Source organism: Curtobacterium sp. ABR8, from assembly GCF_057812125.1.
On the sequence record NZ_CM173818.1, the window covers coordinates 2,433,267 to 2,449,584 of the forward strand.

12 protein-coding genes and 1 other RNA gene are annotated in these 16,318 nt (G+C 70.3%); 6 read left to right on the forward strand and 7 right to left on the reverse strand.

Annotated elements, in window-relative coordinates; genetic code table 11:
• Positions 1 to 77: 77 nt before the first annotated feature.
• Entirely contained in the window at positions 78 to 1,562 is a 1,485-nt protein-coding gene (locus tag ACXKZB_RS11610) for an MFS transporter (protein WP_488823224.1), read from the reverse strand.
• A 465-nt stretch (positions 1,563 to 2,027) separates the two neighbouring features.
• On the opposite strand from ACXKZB_RS11610, the gene ACXKZB_RS11615 reads away from it, so the two are divergent.
• The 6 genes from ACXKZB_RS11615 (at position 2,028) to ACXKZB_RS11640 (ending at position 10,804) form a co-directional block, all read left to right on the forward strand.
• Entirely contained in the window at positions 2,028 to 4,724 is a 2,697-nt protein-coding gene (locus ACXKZB_RS11615; protein ID WP_488823225.1) for a helix-turn-helix transcriptional regulator, read from the forward strand.
• A 412-nt stretch (positions 4,725 to 5,136) separates the two neighbouring features.
• Positions 5,137 to 6,951, forward strand: a complete 1,815-nt coding sequence (glmS, locus tag ACXKZB_RS11620) for a glutamine--fructose-6-phosphate transaminase (isomerizing) (protein WP_488823226.1) — start codon at positions 5,137 to 5,139, stop codon at positions 6,949 to 6,951.
• Positions 6,951 to 7,064, forward strand: a complete 114-nt coding sequence (locus tag ACXKZB_RS11625; protein ID WP_240347339.1) for a Rax2 family protein — start codon at positions 6,951 to 6,953, stop codon at positions 7,062 to 7,064. Before glmS ends, ACXKZB_RS11625 begins: the two co-directional genes overlap by 1 nt.
• A gap of 145 nt (positions 7,065 to 7,209) precedes the next feature.
• Positions 7,210 to 7,923: a M50 family metallopeptidase gene (locus ACXKZB_RS11630; protein ID WP_488823227.1), complete on the forward strand. Its 714-nt coding sequence runs from the start codon at positions 7,210 to 7,212 to the stop codon at positions 7,921 to 7,923.
• Between the two features lie 172 nt (positions 7,924 to 8,095).
• Positions 8,096 to 9,493: an O-acetylhomoserine aminocarboxypropyltransferase/cysteine synthase family protein gene (locus tag ACXKZB_RS11635; RefSeq protein WP_488823228.1), complete on the forward strand. Its 1,398-nt coding sequence runs from the start codon at positions 8,096 to 8,098 to the stop codon at positions 9,491 to 9,493.
• A gap of 3 nt (positions 9,494 to 9,496) precedes the next feature.
• Positions 9,497 to 10,804 (forward strand): LLM class flavin-dependent oxidoreductase, encoded by a 1,308-nt coding sequence (locus ACXKZB_RS11640; protein ID WP_488823229.1) that lies wholly within the window; start codon positions 9,497 to 9,499, stop codon positions 10,802 to 10,804.
• 16 nt (positions 10,805 to 10,820) lie between these two features.
• Here the strand turns inward: ACXKZB_RS11640 and ACXKZB_RS11645 are convergent, their stop codons facing one another.
• The 6 genes from ACXKZB_RS11645 to ftsE all read right to left on the reverse strand — a co-directional run bounded on the left by ACXKZB_RS11645 (position 10,821) and on the right by ftsE (position 16,273).
• Positions 10,821 to 12,488 (reverse strand): APC family permease, encoded by a 1,668-nt coding sequence (locus tag ACXKZB_RS11645; RefSeq protein ID WP_488823230.1) that lies wholly within the window; start codon positions 12,486 to 12,488, stop codon positions 10,821 to 10,823.
• 129 nt (positions 12,489 to 12,617) lie between these two features.
• Entirely contained in the window at positions 12,618 to 13,406 is a 789-nt protein-coding gene (locus ACXKZB_RS11650) for a hypothetical protein (RefSeq protein ID WP_488823231.1), read from the reverse strand.
• A gap of 156 nt (positions 13,407 to 13,562) precedes the next feature.
• Positions 13,563 to 13,939, reverse strand: a transfer-messenger RNA (tmRNA) gene (ssrA, locus tag ACXKZB_RS11655).
• A 101-nt stretch (positions 13,940 to 14,040) separates the two neighbouring features.
• Complete coding sequence (gene smpB / locus ACXKZB_RS11660; protein WP_123312316.1) at positions 14,041 to 14,517, reverse strand: SsrA-binding protein SmpB; 477 nt, start codon at positions 14,515 to 14,517, stop codon at positions 14,041 to 14,043.
• Positions 14,518 to 14,606: 89 nt separating this feature from the next.
• Entirely contained in the window at positions 14,607 to 15,521 is a 915-nt protein-coding gene (gene ftsX, locus ACXKZB_RS11665) for a permease-like cell division protein FtsX (RefSeq protein ID WP_222657911.1), read from the reverse strand.
• A complete protein-coding gene (gene ftsE, locus ACXKZB_RS11670) occupies positions 15,518 to 16,273 on the reverse strand; it encodes a cell division ATP-binding protein FtsE (protein WP_111086441.1) in 756 nt (251 codons plus the stop codon). Before ftsE ends, ftsX begins: the two co-directional genes overlap by 4 nt.
• Positions 16,274 to 16,318 lie beyond the last annotated feature (45 nt).

Here is a 16,318-nt window from a genome sequence, read left to right on the forward strand (position 1 = left end):
CGACGCAGAACGACACCGTCGACGTCGGACGACGTCGGACGACGTCGGACGACGTCGACGGTGTCGTTCCGAGTCGATCAGGCCGCCGCGGCCTCGCGCCGAGCCGCACGCCGCCGCACCACAAGGTCCCCCACGGCCAGCACGAGTGCGAGCGCCATCAGCGACACCGTGAACGTCGTGCCGCTCCGGAACGCGTCGTGGTACGCGTCGAGCCGACTCCCCCCGGACCCGCCTGCCGCCTCACCCCGCACGATCCCGTAGAAGATGCTCGTCGCCACCGCGGTGCCGATCGCCGTGCCGACGCGCTGCCCGAGCTGCTGCATGGACCCGGCGACGCCGGACTGCTCGACGGGGATCTCGGCCAGGGTGAGCGTCTGGTTCGGCGACACCACGAACCCGCCGCCGAGCCCGCCGACCAGGAACGCGCCGGCCATCGCCCACGGCGTGACCTCCGGCGGGGTCAGGACCGCGGCGAGCATGAGCAGCACGAAGCCGACCACGACCATGAACAGCCCGAAGACCACCAGGGCCCGCCCGACCCGGTCGACGATCCGACCGCCGATGTACGACCCGACGGCACTCGTGGCCGCGAACGGGATGCTCACCATGCCGGCGAACAGCGGGGAGAGTCCGAGGCCTTCCTGCAGGAAGAGCGTCACCATCAGGAAGGACGCCGGGATCGCCGCGAAGTAGACGGCGACGATCGACAGCCCGTTGCGGTACGAGGACAGCCGGAACAGCTCGAAGTGGACCACCGGCGACTTGCCCTGCCGCTTGTACCGGACCTCCCAGAGGACGAACAGTCCGAGGAACACCACGAACCCGAGGAGCCACAGCCACCGCGCGCCGGAGTCCCCGGCACCCGTGGTGAGCACGAACGGCAGCATCAGCGTGATGATCGCGGCGCCGAGCAGCAGGATGCCGACGATGTCCAGCTCGCGGTCCTTCGCCTGTCCCTGCGCTCCCTTGGGCAGGAGCTTCACCGCGAAGAACAGGGCGACGATCCCGAGCGGCACGTTCATCCAGAACAGCAGGCGCCACCCGTTCTCCTCGCCGCCGATCGCGATGAGCCCACCGCCGATGGTCGGGCCGAGCGCGGTGGAGATGCCGATCATGGCGCCGAACAGTCCGAAGGCCCGTCCGCGTTCCGGCCCACGGAACAGCTGCTGCACGAGCCCGATCACCTGCGGCATCTGCGTTCCCGCGGCGAAGCCCTGCAGGATCCGCGTGACCATGAGCACCTCGATGGTCGGTGCCACGGCACAGAGCAGGCTCGACACGGTGAACGCGACGAGCCCGACGATGAACAGGGCGCGGCGGCTCTTCAGGTCGCCGAGCCGACCGGCAGGCACGAGGGCGAGACCGAACGCCAGGGCGTACCCCGCCACGATGAGCTGGAGCGACGAGCTGGTGGCGTGGAGGGACTGCTCGATCGACGGCAGTCCGACGTTGACCTTCGACAGGTCGAGGATGGTCAGGGCCGCCACGGCGACGCACACGGCGAAGGCCCTCCAACGCGTGCGGTCGTCGAGGCGGGCGTCGGTCGGGTCAGCGCTGGACATCACCATCGTTCGTACACCGACCACCCCCGGGCGGGTGACACCCCCTCGTCGTGGCCCCCCGTACTGGGGGCACCGTTGCCGGATACGGCGTGCGCGGAGCGGCTCGGATGGCCAGTACCTGAGTTATCGTGCTCATGCGGAAGGTCACGCGCTGACCCGGATTCCCTAGATCCGAGTACCTGAGCGCAGACCGACCGTGTTCGTCCGAAGACCCTAACCCGAGGGGTGATACAGACGATGACATCATCGTTCCCGAGCGGAACCGAGTGCACCCTCACTCGTCGACCGCATCCAATCCACGACAGCTCCGGCGCGCGCGCAGTCGCCGCCTCCCGTCCGCACTCCGACACGGCCACCCACCGTGCAGCAGTCCGGTCCGCCTCACGGCGCCCCGTCGCAGCGAACGCAGCGTTCGCCGACGACCTCTCCGCAGGATCCGCTTCCGGGCCCGGAGGCCGGTGAGTCATGGCACTCACCGGTCGACGTCTCGAGGTCGACCGGATCGCGACCCTCGCTGTACTCCCTCGGGAGTCCGCGATGGTCGTGGTCGGCGACCCTGGTTCCGGACGCAGCAGCGTCCTCGACGCGGTTTCGAACCGCGTTTCCCTCCCCGTCGTGCGGGTCGGTGTCAACGGGAGTGAATCCCGTTGGCCCCTGGCCGGCGTGACCTCACTGTTCACCGCGCTCGACGACCCCCGTGCGACGGCCCACATCGCCCATCTGCTGCAGACAGGCGAGACGGCGGTCCCCGTGACCGCCGGACTGGCGGCGGCGCACGACTTCCTCGACGCCGTGCACGCGCTCACCCTGCCGCCGACGCTCGTGCTGATCGACGACCTCGACCGCATGGACGTCGAGAGCCAGGAGCTCATCGCGTTCCTCGCCGGCCGACTCGCGGGCACCGCCCTGCGCGTCGTGGCGACGGTCCGTTCGGTGCCGTCGGACGGTCCGCTCGCGGCCCTGCCGGCGCTCCGCATCGAGCCGCTGCCGTCCGACGAGGCACTGATCCTCGCCCGGTCGATGGCACCGGAAGAGGCGAACGACGGCGTCCTCGCCGTCCTCGCCGCGGAGACCGGTGGCAACCCCGGCGCACTCCGCGAACAGCTCGCGGTGCTCAGCCGCGAGCAGCTCACCGGCGCGGAGCCGATCGTGCTCCCGCTCCGCCCCACTCCGACGACCGAGGCCCTCGCGGCGCTCGCACTCGGGTCCGCCGCGGGACGAGATCTGGACGTCCTCGCGAAGCTCGCCCTGGTGCCGGTCGCGAAGACCACGGCCTGGGACCGCGACGAGCTGGACGACCTGGTCGGAGCAGGCCTCGCCACCGTGCGGGGTCAGAGCGTGACGGTCCGCGACCCCCTGGTCCGGTCCGCGCTGTACTGGCGGATGCCCGCCCGTGACCGCCGCGCGGCGCACGCCGCGCTGGCCACGGCGAGCACCGAGTCCGACCCGCGGGCCGCCGCGTGGCACCGGAGCTTCGTCGACGACGTCCCCGACGTGGTCGCGCTGCTCAGGGCCGCACGGTCCTACGTGGTGGACGGCAACGTGCACGCCGCGATCGCCCTCACCGAGCGTGCCCTGCACGTCGGTGGCGGCACCGAGGACGAGCTCGTCGCGCTGCTCGGGGTCGCCGAGGCCCTGCTCGGCAACCGGATGCTCGGCTACGCCGCGCGCTACCTCGCCGCGCTCCGTCCGTTCCGGACGACGGCGCACGAGGTCCGCCGGCTGCGCCTGCAGTACTCGGCGCAGTACCTCAGTGGCGATGCCGTGCACGCGGACGAGCTCCTCGTGTCGGTGGACGCGACCGAGCCGGCCGACGTGGACGCGATCGCCGGGCTGATGGCCATGGTGGCGTGCTTCCGTGCCGAGGCCTGGGAGCTCGACCAGGCGAGGGACCTCCTGCACCGTGTGGAGCCCCTCGAAGCGTCAGCGTCTCCGCACACGCTGGAGATCACGACGACCGCGCGGGAGCTCATCGCCGCGATCGACGGCACCCTGCCGGCGGACACCGACCTGCACGACGGACTCGCGACGTCGGTGCTGCTGGCGATGTCCGACCCCGCCCTGCTGCTCCTCGCCCACGCGCTGAGCATCGCCGAGCGGTACCGGAGCGCGCGTCGGGTGTTCGCACTCGTGCTCGCCCGGGGTCCGGAGACGGCACCGGTGTGGACCGAGGCAGCTCGCTACCTGACCGCCGAGAACGAGGTGCGCTCCGGGAACTTCCGGCAGGCGCTCCGCGCGATCGACGTGTGGGAGGCCGGTTCCTCGGTGGTCGAGCGGCTCCGTGAGCCGTCGCGGGCCATCGCGATCGCCTGGCGGCACTTCGCCGAGGGGCGTTCCGCCGAAGCCCTGGCGGTCGTGGACCGGTGCCTCGAGCACCGTTCGACGAGTCGCCTGTGGGGTGCGACGGCGAAGCTGCACGCGCTCCGCGGTCGGATCCTGCTGCTCGACGGCCGGCTGGAGGAGGCAGCCGCCGCACTCGAAGCGGCGGACGCCATCGGCCGGTCCCTGCGGAACCCCGCGGTGCTCCGGCACCTCGGCGACCTGGTCGAGGCGTACGCACGCCTCGGACGGATCGACGACGCCCGCACCATCACGGCGCGACTCGCTGCGGACCACCACGCCCGACCGAGTCGTTGGGGTGCGCTCGTGTTGGCGAGGAGCCTCGCGCTCGTCGCCGACGACACCACCCGGGACACGGCCCGTCGCCGCGCGCTGGAGCTGTTCCAGCCGCACGACTCGCAGTTCGAGCGGGCGCGGACGTTCGCGGCCCTCGCGACGGTCGGCAACCCCGCCGAGCGTCCACGTCTCGGCGCTGCCGCGGCCGCGGCGTACGAGGCGGCCGGCATGCGCCGTCCCCTCGTCACTCCCGCACCGGCAGCGGCCATGCCGCCGTTCGGCACGGGGTCGTCGCTCCGGTCCGCACCGGTGCTGTCCGCGTCGGTGCCGGGGACGCCCCGGAGCGCTCCGGACGCGTCCGCGGTGCTCACCTCGCTCACGGCCGAGGAACGCGCCGTGGTGCAGAAGGTGACGGAGGGCTACCGCAACCGCGAGATCGCGTCGTCGCTGTTCATGTCGCAGCGCACGGTGGAGCTGCGGCTCACGCAGATCTACCGCAAGGTGGGCGCGCGGTCGCGCTCCCACCTGGTCGCGCTGCTCACGTAGTCGACGCGACCGCACGGCGGACGGGAGGCCCGGTACCAGCTGGTACCGGGCCTCCCGTCCGCCTTTTCCCGGTCCAGGACGCGGCGCGCGTTGCGGGAGTCCGCACGCGACCGCACCGCGGCGTCCCCCGCACGCGGGGAACCGCAAGAGCAGTCGACGACTGTTGCCGTGGCGGCGTCGCCGGGTGAGGCTTCTCATGCACCGACCGCCGTGCCCCTCCCCAGGGGCCAGACCGCGGTACCCCGTCCGGTACCCGAACCTCGTGGCCCACCCACTCCGTCGTCCGTCCTCGCCTGATCCGAGGACGGGCGCCGGTCAGGACCGCGAGGACCCGGACGCGCGGCAGACCCGACGGCGGTCGGTGCCGAACCCCGCTCCACTCCCCCACCCCGTTCCCCCGAAGGGACAGCCGATGTGCGGCATCATCGCGGCCCGCGTGTCTGACGACGCGACGCCCTACCTGCTCGACGGACTCGAGCGACTCGAGTACCGCGGCTACGACTCCGCCGGCATCGCCGTCCGGACCGCCACCGGGACCACCGAGACGATCCGTTCGGTGTCCCGCGTCGGCGACCTGCGCACGCTCGTCGCCGCCCGGTCCGGCGACGCGCTGACCGGTGTCGGCATCGGCCACACCCGCTGGGCGACGCACGGCGCCGTGCGCGAGGCGAACGCCCACCCGCACGCCGACTGCTCGCGCCGCATCAGCATCGTGCACAACGGCATCATCGAGAACGCCGACCGCCTGCGCGACATGCTCACGGCGCAGGGGCACCGGTTCCGTTCCGAGGTCGACTCCGAGGTCATCGCGCACCTCGTCGAGCGCGCCCTGGCCGTCGACCCGGACCTGATGCTCGCCGTGCAGATCGCGACCGCGCAGCTCGAGGGATCGTGGGCGATCGTCGTCCTCGACGCCCGCGACGGCCGGATGGTCGTGGCGGCGGACCGCTCCCCGCTCGTCGTCGCCCGGTCCGCCCGCGGCGACTTCGTGGCGAGCGACATCGGTGCGATCGCCGAGTGGTGCGAGACCTTCGTGGCACTCCGCGACGGTGACGTCGTCGAGCTCGGCGAGGCCTGGACCTGGTCGTCGAACGGGATCACGGTGCCCGTGCCGTTCCCCACCCCGTCGCCGTTCGCCGCGACCGCGCTGGACCTCGGCGACCACCCGGACCACATGGCGAAGGAGATCGGCGAGCAGGCCGACGTCGTCAGCACGATCCTGGACCGCATCGCCCGGCGCACCGCCGACGGCAGCATGTGGGTCGGCCTCGGGCTGCCCGCCTTCGAACGCCTGGCGATCGTCGCGTGCGGTACCTCGCTCAACGCCGGCCAGGTGATCGCCACCGCCCTGCGCGGCATCGGCGGCGTCCCGACCGACATCGTCGTCGCCAGCGAGGCCGACCAGGCGGTCCTCGGCCCGGACACCCTGGTCGTCGCGATCAGCCAGTCCGGCGAGACCGCCGACGTCCTCCGTGCGCTCGACCGGTTCGAGGACCGCCACCCGGTGCTCGCGTTGACGAACAACATGCACTCCTCGCTGGCCCGTCGCGCCGACGCCGTGCTCGACTGCCACGCCGGCCCGGAGATCGGCGTCGCCGCGACGAAGACGTTCACGGCGCAGGTCGTCGTCGGCGTCGCCGCGGTGATCTCCGCGCTCGTCGCGTCCGGCCGCATCGAGGTCGCACGCGCCCACGCGCTCGTCGACGAGCTCCTCGACCTGCCGGCACGCATCGAGCACGCCACCCAGGTGTCCGCCGACCGGATGCCGCTCCTGGTGTCGAGCGTGAAGGAGGCCACCGGCTTCCTGTTCCTCGGCCGCGGTGCCGGCCTGCCGTACGCCGCCGAGGGCGCGCTCAAGCTCAAGGAGCTCAGCTACCGCTGGGCCGAGGCGTACCCCGCCGGGGAACTGAAGCACGGGCCGCTCGCACTCGTCGACGACGGCACGCCCGTCGTCGTGGTCGACCACGGCGAGCCGAAGATCCAGTCCGCGATCGCCGAGGTCCGTGCCCGCGGCGGCTTCGTCATCACCATCGGCGGCGAGGGGTCGGACATCCCGGCGCTCGGCAACCGCGGCACCGGCGGACTCGCCTGGGGCGCCATGGCGGCGCCGTGGGGCCCGCTCGAGGCCGTCGTGCCGTTGCAGATGCTCGCCCGCGAACTCGCGCTGCAGCTCGGCTGCGACGTCGACAAGCCGCGCAACCTGGCGAAGTCGGTGACGGTCGAGTGATGCGCGGTCGGATGAACCACCTGACGACGTTCCTGGTCGTGCTCACCGCGTTCGCGATCGCCATGACGACGGTGCTCGTCGTCGTGGTGGCGGGGCCGACCGTCCTGGGCTGACCCCGGCGTGCGCGGGCCGGGCGCGGGCCGGGCGCCGACTCGGATCGACGTTCTCGATGTCGTACGACGTCGAGGACGTCGTTCCACATCGTCCTCGCCGCCGGGTCTCGGGCAGTTCGCGGGACACGGCTGCGATGCTGGTCCCTTGACCACCGCAGCCCCGCCCCTCGTGTTCGTCGCGCTCGTCGTCGGCGCGCTCCTGCCGTTCCTGCCGCTCGTCGGACGCGTCGCCCGGATCGCCGCGACCATCGCCCACGAGGTCGGGCACTGCATCGTCGTCGTCCCGTTCGGTGGCCGCATCCAACGCATCGACCTGCACCCGGACGGCTCCGGCGAGGCCTGGGTCCAGCTCGGCCGGGTGCCCGGCGGCATCCGCTGGCTCGTCCGGATCCTCAACCTCTACGCCGGGTACAGCGCGCCGCTCTGGGCCGGGGTGCTCCTGGTGACCGGGGTGCTGCACGGCTCGCGGTGGCTGCCCGTCGCGGTGCTCGGTGTGATCGGGCTCGTGGCGCTGGTGTTCGTGCGGAACTGGTTCGGGCTGCTCGTCGTGCTCGGGTTCGACGCCCTGGCGCTGTGGGTGGCACTGCGTCCGTCCGAGACCACAGTGCTCGTGGTCGCCGCCGTCGGGGCGTTCTTCGTCGTCGACGGACTGCGGTCCGTCGTGCAGGTCGCACGGTGGCTGCTCACCGGTGCCCGCGTGCAGACGGACTTCCACATCGCCGCAGCCGAGATGCGGGTGCCGGCCGGCGTCTGGTTCGTGCTGTTCGTGCTGGTGAACGGCCTGGCGGTGTGGCTCGCACGGGTCCCGCTGCTCGAGGTCTGGGACACCGTGGCGGCGGGCGTGCGCGCACTCTTCTGACGGGGGCGCCGGTCGACCCGGAACGACGTCCCCGATGTCGGACGACGTCGACCTCGTCGTTCCGCATCGGGACCGGCACTGCGTCCCCGTCCCGCGTAACGGAACGCCGCAATCGCCTGTCCGCACGGCGAAGGCTGCGAGGCTACCGCCAGACGACTCCCGGAGGTGTCCCATGGCGAACGACGATCACGGTTTCTCGACCGAACAGGTGCACGGCGGCTTCGTGCCCGATGCCGGGCACGGCGCACGGATCCCCGCCATCCACATGTCCTCCGGCTTCCTCTTCGACGACTTCGACCAGGCGCGCGACCGCTTCGCCGGCACCGAGGACGGCTACACCTACACCCGCCTCGGCAACCCGACGAACGCCGACGTCGAGCGCCGCGTCGCCCTGCTCGAGCGCGGCGTCGAGGCGATCCTGGTCGGCAGCGGACAGGCTGCAGCCACCATCGCGTTCCTCGGGCTCCTGCAGGCCGGCGACCACGTCCTCGCCGCCCGCAGCATCTACGAGGGCACCAAGGGGCTCCTCGTGCAGAACCTCGGCCGCCTCGGCATCGAGGTCGACTTCGTCGCCGACCAGCGCGACCTCGACGAGTGGGCGCGCCTGGTCCGCCCGAACACCAAGGCGTTCTTCGCCGAGACGATCCCGAACCCGAAGAACGACGTCCTCGACATCACCGGCGTCGCCGACACCGCCCACCGTGCCGGGGTCCCCCTGATCGTCGACAACACCCTGGCGACGCCGTACCTGGTCCGGCCGGTCGAGCACGGCGCCGACATCGTCATCCACTCGGCGTCGAAGTTCCTGTCCGGTCACGGCGCCGGACTGGGCGGCGTGGTCGTCGACGGCGGCACGTTCGACTGGTCCGCCTCCCCCGGGCGCTGGCAGCACCTCACCAGCCCGGAGCGGTCGCTCGGCGGCGAGAGCTACGTCGAGCGCTACGGCAACCGCGCGTTCGTCGTCTTCGCGCGCGACGTCGTCGCCTCGCGCATCGGCCCCACCCCGTCGCCGTTCAACGCGTTCCTGATCCGCCAGGGCATCGAGACGCTGAGCCTGCGCGTGGAACGCCACAGCGCGAACGCGCTGACGGTGGCGCAGTGGTTGGAAGCACAGCCGGAGGTGACGAGCGTCGACCACGCGGGTCTGGCCTCCAGTCCGTTCCACGACCTCGCCCAGCGCTACCTGCCGCGCGGAGCCGGCTCCGTCTTCGCCTTCACGCTGGCGGGCGGCGAAGCCGCCGCGCACACCTTCATCGACAGCGTCCAGCTCTTCAGCCGGATGACCCACCTGGGTGACGTCCGCTCGCTGATCCTGCACCCCGCGACGACGACCCACGCCGGCAAGACCGCCGCGGAGCGCGCCGACCAGGGCATCGACGACGGCCTGATCCGACTGTCGGTCGGCATCGAGGACGTCGCGGACCTGCTCCGCGACCTGGGACGCGGGTTCGCCGCGTTGCGTTCCGGGATCGACGAGGAAAGCCTGGAGGCCCGTGGCGCGTCCGACGCGGAGCGCGCGTCCCTGGAACACTCGGTCCCGGGCACGCACGTGATCTCCGAGGAGCTCTAGACGATGGCACGACCGCAGCACTTCGGCTACTTCTTCTCGCGCGGGTTCGGCCCGCAGGCGTGGGGGCGCTCGGATTGGGACTGGGGGCACGACTGGACCAAGCCCGACCTGTACCAGCAGTCCGTCCGCACGCTCGAGCAGGCCGGCATGGACCTGGTCATCGCCGAGGACGCGATCTCGCTCGGCAACCCGTCGACGCTCGACCTGCGCATCCGCCAGGCCTACGGCGGCCCGAAGCACGACCCGCTGCTGCTCGCGCCGTACCTGTTCGCCGCGACCTCGCACATCGGCATCGCGCCGACCGTGAACGCCGGGTTCACACCGCCGTACCTGGCCGCGCGACAGTTCGCCACGTTGGCGCACCTGTCGTCGGAACGCCTCGGCATCAACGTCGTGACCGACGTCGGCAGTGCCCGGCACGCGGGTCTGCCGCCGCTGCCGCACGATCAGGCGTACGACCGTGCCGAGGAGTGGCTCACCCTGCTCCGCCGGCTCTGGCACTCGTGGGGGGCGTCCGGGTACGTCGGGGATCCGTCGGACTGGCACTTCGCCGACGGCGACGAACTCGACGCGTTCCATCACGAAGGCGCGTACTTCACCGCCGACGGCCCGCTCAACGCGCTGCCGCTCGACTCCGACCCGGTGGTCGTCTCCCCCGGCGGCTCCGGTCGCGGCCTCGCGTTCGCCGGCACCCATTCCGACGTGCAGCTCGCGCTCGCACCGCTGTCCGCCGCCGCGGTGTCGGACTACCGCGATCGCGTGATCAGCGCAGCGCAGGCCGCCGGACGCACCGCCGCCGACCTGCGGATCCTGTTCGTCCTCAAGCCCGAGATCGTCTCGTCGCCCGACGAGGCCGACCGGATCGTCGACGCGTCCCGACACCCGTCCGACGACGACCTCCGGACCGCGGCGATCGCGTGGTCGAGCGACTCCGAGACCGACCTGCTCGCGCTCGACCTCGACGCGCCCGTGCCGGACCGTACCTTCGGCGACCACGTGTCCGCCGGCACGATCCGCGGACTGCTCGGCGACACCCCCGACGCTCCCCTGCGAACGCTCCTGGAGCGCAAGGCCCGGAAGGGGCGGGTGTCCTCGCGCGAGGGCTTCGTGGGCACCGCCGACGAGTTCGCGGACTTCATCGAGGAGCTCGGGTCGGACGCCGACAACGACGGCATCATCTTCTCGGGCGATCTGCACCCGGCGCAGATCCACCGGATGTTCGGCGACCTGGTGCCGGTGCTCCGGCGCCGTGGGCTCCTGCGGCGGGAGTACGGCGCCGGGGGCATCCGGGCGAACCTCTTCGACTTCTAGTGGTGGACCGGCTCGACTAGTGGTGGACCGGCTCGACCACGCCTGATTCCTCGACGTCACGGACGTCGTCGGCCGTGCGGAGGATCTCCGCACGGTCCGACGCGGAGTTGATCGCCCAGTAGTAGATCACCAGCGAGAACACCGCGACGACGACGATGTCGATCCACAGCGGGAACACCGGGTGCGTCAGCGGACCGAAGTCACTGAGGAACACGATGAGCCCCATGCCGATCAGGTAGGGCAGCAGCCACTGTGCCGCCTTCCAGTCCCATCGCGGCCGGACGCTCGACCGGCCACGGAACACGTTGTTCAGGACGATCACCACCGCACCGATGAGGATCGCGACGCCGAGCTTCCAGTCGGTGTCCCACCCGGTCCACAGGATGATGAGGTTCGCGACGATGAAGGCGATCGGCGACAGCACCGCAGCGGCGGGCATCCGGTAGGGGCGCTCGATCTCCGGGATCCGCTTCCGGAACGCACCGAGCGCCAACGGGGCACCGGCGTACATCAGGACCGACGCGCTCGTGATGAGGCTCACCAACCCCTGCCACGACCGGAACGGTGCGAAGCACGCGCAGCCGACGACGAACGCCGTGACGAGCCCCACCCACGGCACGCCCTGCTTCGTCGTCCACTCGAACGCCTTCGGGAAGTACCCGTTGCGACTGAGTCCGTAGGAGATGCGGCTCGTCGCCGTCACGTAGATCAGCCCGGTCCCCGCGGGCGAGATGATCGCGTCGATGAAGATGACCACCGCCAGCCAGGTGATGCCCGCGGCCATCGCGATGTCTGCGAACGGCCCCGTGTACTTCGTGAAGTCGGCGGTGGCCCAGGACCCCTGGATCGCATCCGACCGGAGCACCCCGAGGAACACGACCTGCAGCAGCAGGTAGATCACCAGCCCGATGAGCACCGAGCCGATGACGGCGCGCGGGATGTCCCGTCGCGGGTTCTTCGCTTCACCCGCGAGCTGGTCTGCCTGCTCGAAGCCCAGGAAGGCGAAGATGATGCCGGAGGTGGACACGGCCGCCAGGACCCCCTTGGCGCCCTCGGGCATGAAGCCGTCGGCCGCCGTGAAGTTCGAGCCGTGGAACCCGCTGAACGCCAGCACGATGATGACCAGCAGCGGGATGGCGACCTTCCACCACGTGGCCGCCGAGTTCGTGTTCGCGAGGATCCGGACGCTGAGCAGGTTGATCACGGTGACCACCGCCATGAGGACGACGGCGACCGCGATGCCCGCGCCGGTGAGCAGCTGCTGCGTCTCCCCGTCCACCGTCGTGGTGTGCAGCCACGGGTGCGCGAACTGCCAGTGCTGCGCGTACTTGATCATCGCCTCGACCTCGATCGGGGCGACGGTCACGGACTGCAACCAGGAGAACCAGCCGAACGACGCACCGGCGATGCCCCCGAACGCGATGTGCGGGAACCGCGCCGTTCCGCCCGCGATCGGGAACATGCCGCCGAGTTCGGCGTGCACGAGGGCGAGGACGAGGATCGCCACACCACCGATGAGCCACGAGATGATCGCAGCCGGGCCGGCGGTCTTCAGGGCCTCCTGCGACCCGAAGAGCCAACCGGAACCGATGATCGACCCCGTCGAGGCCCAGATGAGCCCGATGAAGCCCACGTTTCGCTTGAGGCCGGAGTCCGGCAACGCCGGCGTCGTCGTTGTAGCCACTGCTGCTCCCATCGAGTGAGCGGGCCCCACGAACGGGGGTCGCGCTCATCGACCCTGGCACCGGGACAGCGGGTCGGTTGAATTTCTTAACCTGTCGGAAACAATTGTGCTGTATAAGCACTCAGGCTGCTACTTCTTGGACTTCTTCTTCTTGTCGGACTTCTTCTTGTCGGACTTCTTCTTCTTGCCGTCGTCCTGCTTCTTGGACGGCTTCTTCTCGTCCTTCTTGAGCTTCTTGCCGTCGCCCGCGTGCTGCTTCTGCTTCGTCTGCGCTTCCCCGGAGGGCAGCGGCAGGGCCGGGGCCAGTTCCGGCGACTCGACCCCGTCAATCGGCTCGACGACCACGGCGGAGCCCGTGTCGAGCTCGACGTCGACCGCGTGTTCCTCGAGCACCGGCGCGAGCGCGTCGGTCACCCGCTCCACGGTGAGCACCGCGTCGTCCTCGGCGAGCCGCAGCAGCGCCTGCGCCGTACGGACCCGGGTGGTCGTCTTCCGGGCGAGCACGTCCGCCCGAGCCCCTTCGAGGAACGTGCGGAGGGCGCGCTCGACCACCGACCGGCCGCGCGGTGCAGCGCGGTCCAGGCGGTCCAGCTCACCGGCCACTCCGGCGACGTCGTCGGCCACGTGCTCGTGCCGCACCGACTCGATCAGGGCCGCGATCGCCGCGGCACCCCGCTCGACGGCGGCCGAACGCTGGTCGAGCACGACGAGCATCTCGACGACCGACCCGTACGTCACGGTCTCGAGGCGGACCGGTTCGGCACCCCGGCCACGGACGACCAGGCGGGCGTCGGGCGTGGGCAGCCAGGCGGCGAGGGCCGCGACCGTGGCGACGGCCCCGACGATCCGCTCGTAGTCGGCGAGCACCACTCGCTCCTGCTCGCGCAGACGGACTCGGATCGCGATCTCCTGCACCACGTGGGGGCCTTCCGTTCGGGGTCGACGCGGGCGTGTCCCTGCGCCTGCACCGGATCGTAGTCCCGCGAGGTGGCCGAACAGCGAACGCCCCGGCATCGTCCGGGGACGGTGACGGGGCGTTCGGTCAACGGTGACAGCGGCTCGACGACCGGCGAATGGTGGAGATGGGGGGAATCGAACCCCCGTCCATCGCTGCAATTCGACGTCTTCTACGGGCGTATCCGGATAGTTCGTTCTGCTCGGCCCCGTCCTTTGCTACCGGCTTCTAGGACGACGGGCCCAGTCTCAGTGCAAGTCCCGCACGGCCCTGAGGCGCAACCGTGCAGCAAGTCCTCTGGATGACGCCGGGATCAGGTTAGGGGACAGTCACCTGGCCGACGGACTTCATGTGCTGGGCTGCTTACGCAGCGAGAGCGAAGTCAGTGCGCTTGGAATTGGCACTTGTTGTTTTCCACGGATCGTTCACGAGATAACCGTGGGTCCTCGGCCCGCTTCCCGTCGGCACACAGGCAATGTCGAAACCGATCATCCCCATGCGGGCCGGACGTGCGAGCCGCTGTCACGCTGTTGAGTTGTGTTGCCACTGCTCCGATCGGAGCAGTCCCTCAGTCTAGCTGACCAAGGTGCGAGGCCGCTACTCGCCGACCCGGTTCTTCGTGCGCATGGCCCGCTCGGCCTCGCGCTTGTCGGTCTTCTCACGCAGGGCCTGACGCTTGTCGAACTCGCGCTTGCCCTTCGCGACGGCGATCTCGATCTTCGCTCGGCCATCGTGGAAGTAGATCTGCAACGGCACCAGCGTGTAGCCACCCTGGGCGGTCTTGTGCGAGATCTTCACGATCTGCTGCTTGTGGAGGAGCAGCTTGCGCTTGCGCCGAGGTGCGTGGTTGTTCCAGGTGCCCTCGGTGTACTCGGGGATGTGCACGGCATCGATCCAGGCTTCCCCGCGGTCGATGTAGGCGTAGCCGTCGACCAACGAGGCACGACCCATGCGCAGGGACTTCACCTCGGTGCCGGACAGGACCATGCCGGCCTCGTACGTGTCCTCGATGAGGTAGTCGTGTCGGGCGCGACGGTTCGTCGCGACGATCTTCTCACCGCGTTCCTTCGCCATGACGACTCCTCTCGTACCGGGCACTGCACTGCGCAGCCCTACAGACTACCCAACAGCAGAAGCCCTCCGCACCTTCCCGGCGCGCCGGGTCAGACCTTGAGGTAGCGGCGGATGGCGATCGACGCCGACACCGCGGCGAGCAGCACCCCGATGACGATCACCGCCGGCACCACGATCGCTGCGTCACCCATGCCGATGAACGCCGTGCCGGTGAAGCGCTCGGCCAGGAAGTTCCGGACGAAGAACCACACCACTGCGGTGATGGCACCACCAGCCAGGACGGCTCCGATGGCGGCGGCGATCACGCCCTCGAGCACGAACGGCGTCTGGATGAACCGGTTCGACGCACCGACCAGTCGCATGATGCCGAGCTCTCGCCTGCGACTGAACGCGGACAACCGGATCGTCGTCGCGATGAGGAGCACGGCGGCGACGAGCATGAGCGCCGCGATGCCGATCGCCGTGTACGACGACGCGTTCAGCAGGTTGAAGATCGGTTGCAGGTACCCCCGCTGATCGACGACGCTCTGCACACCGGCGACCTTCGACAGGCTCTCGACGAGGACATCGGCCTGCGACGGGTTCTTCAGGTTCACCCAGAAGGTCTCGTTGAGGTACTCGGGCTTGACGAACTCGGTCGCCGCGGAGTCCTTGAACTGCTCCTTGAAGCGGGTGAACGCCTGGTCCTGGTCCTCGTAGTACGTCTTCTCGATGTACGGCTTGAGGGTCGACGAGTCGAGCTGGGCCTGGACCTGCTTCCGCTGGTCCTCGGTCGCCTTCGCGCCCGTGCAGTTGCCGGTGGTGTCGGTGTCGGTGCACAGGTAGACGGCGACCTGGGCCCGGTCGTACCAGTACCCCTTCATCTGGTTGATCTGCATCTGCAGCAGGATCGCCGTGCCCACGAAGGTGAGCGAGATGAAGGTCACGAGGACGACGGAGACGACCATCGACGCGTTGCGCCGCAGGCCCGAGCCGACCTCGGACATGACGAGTCCGAGCCTCATCGGATGAGCCCCGGGATGGTCTGGATGCCGGTGGTGTTCGACACGGTGCCGCGCTGGATCGGGACCGCCTGGGTCTGGTAGCCGCCGGACTGCTCGTCGCGCAGGACGGTGCCGTTCGACAGCTCGATGACCCGACGCTGCATCTGGTTCACGATGCTGGCGTCGTGCGTCGCCATGAGCACGGTGGTGCCTCCCTGGTTGATGCGTTCGAGGAGCGCCATGATGCCGGCGGACGTGGTGGGGTCCAGGTTGCCGGTGGGCTCGTCCGCCAGCAGGATCGCCGGCTTGTTGACGACGGCGCGGGCGATCGCGACGCGCTGCTGCTCACCACCGGAGAGCTCGTGCGGCATGCGGGTCGCCTTGCCGGCGAGACCGACGAGCTTCAGCACGTCGGTCACGGCCTCGCTGATGAAGCCCTTGCTCTTGCCGATCACCTGCAGCGAGAACGCGACGTTGTCGAACACGTTCTTGTTCGGCAGGAGTCGGAAGTCCTGGAAGACGACGCCGAGGTTCCGTCGGAAGTACGGGACCTTCCGCGACGCCAGCGAGCCGAGGCGCTGCCCGAGCACGTGGATCTGGCCGCGGGAGGGCTTCTCCTCCTTGAGCACGAGGCGCAGGAAGCTGGACTTGCCGGAACCCGAGGCGCCCACGAGGAACACGAACTCGCCCTTGAGGATCTCGAGGGTGAGGTTGTCGAGCGCCGGACTCGGGTTGCCCGAGTAGACCTTGGTGACCTGGTCGAATTTGATCATGACCGGATCAGGGTAGGTCGCCCCGCTCGGAAAACAAGCCAGGCG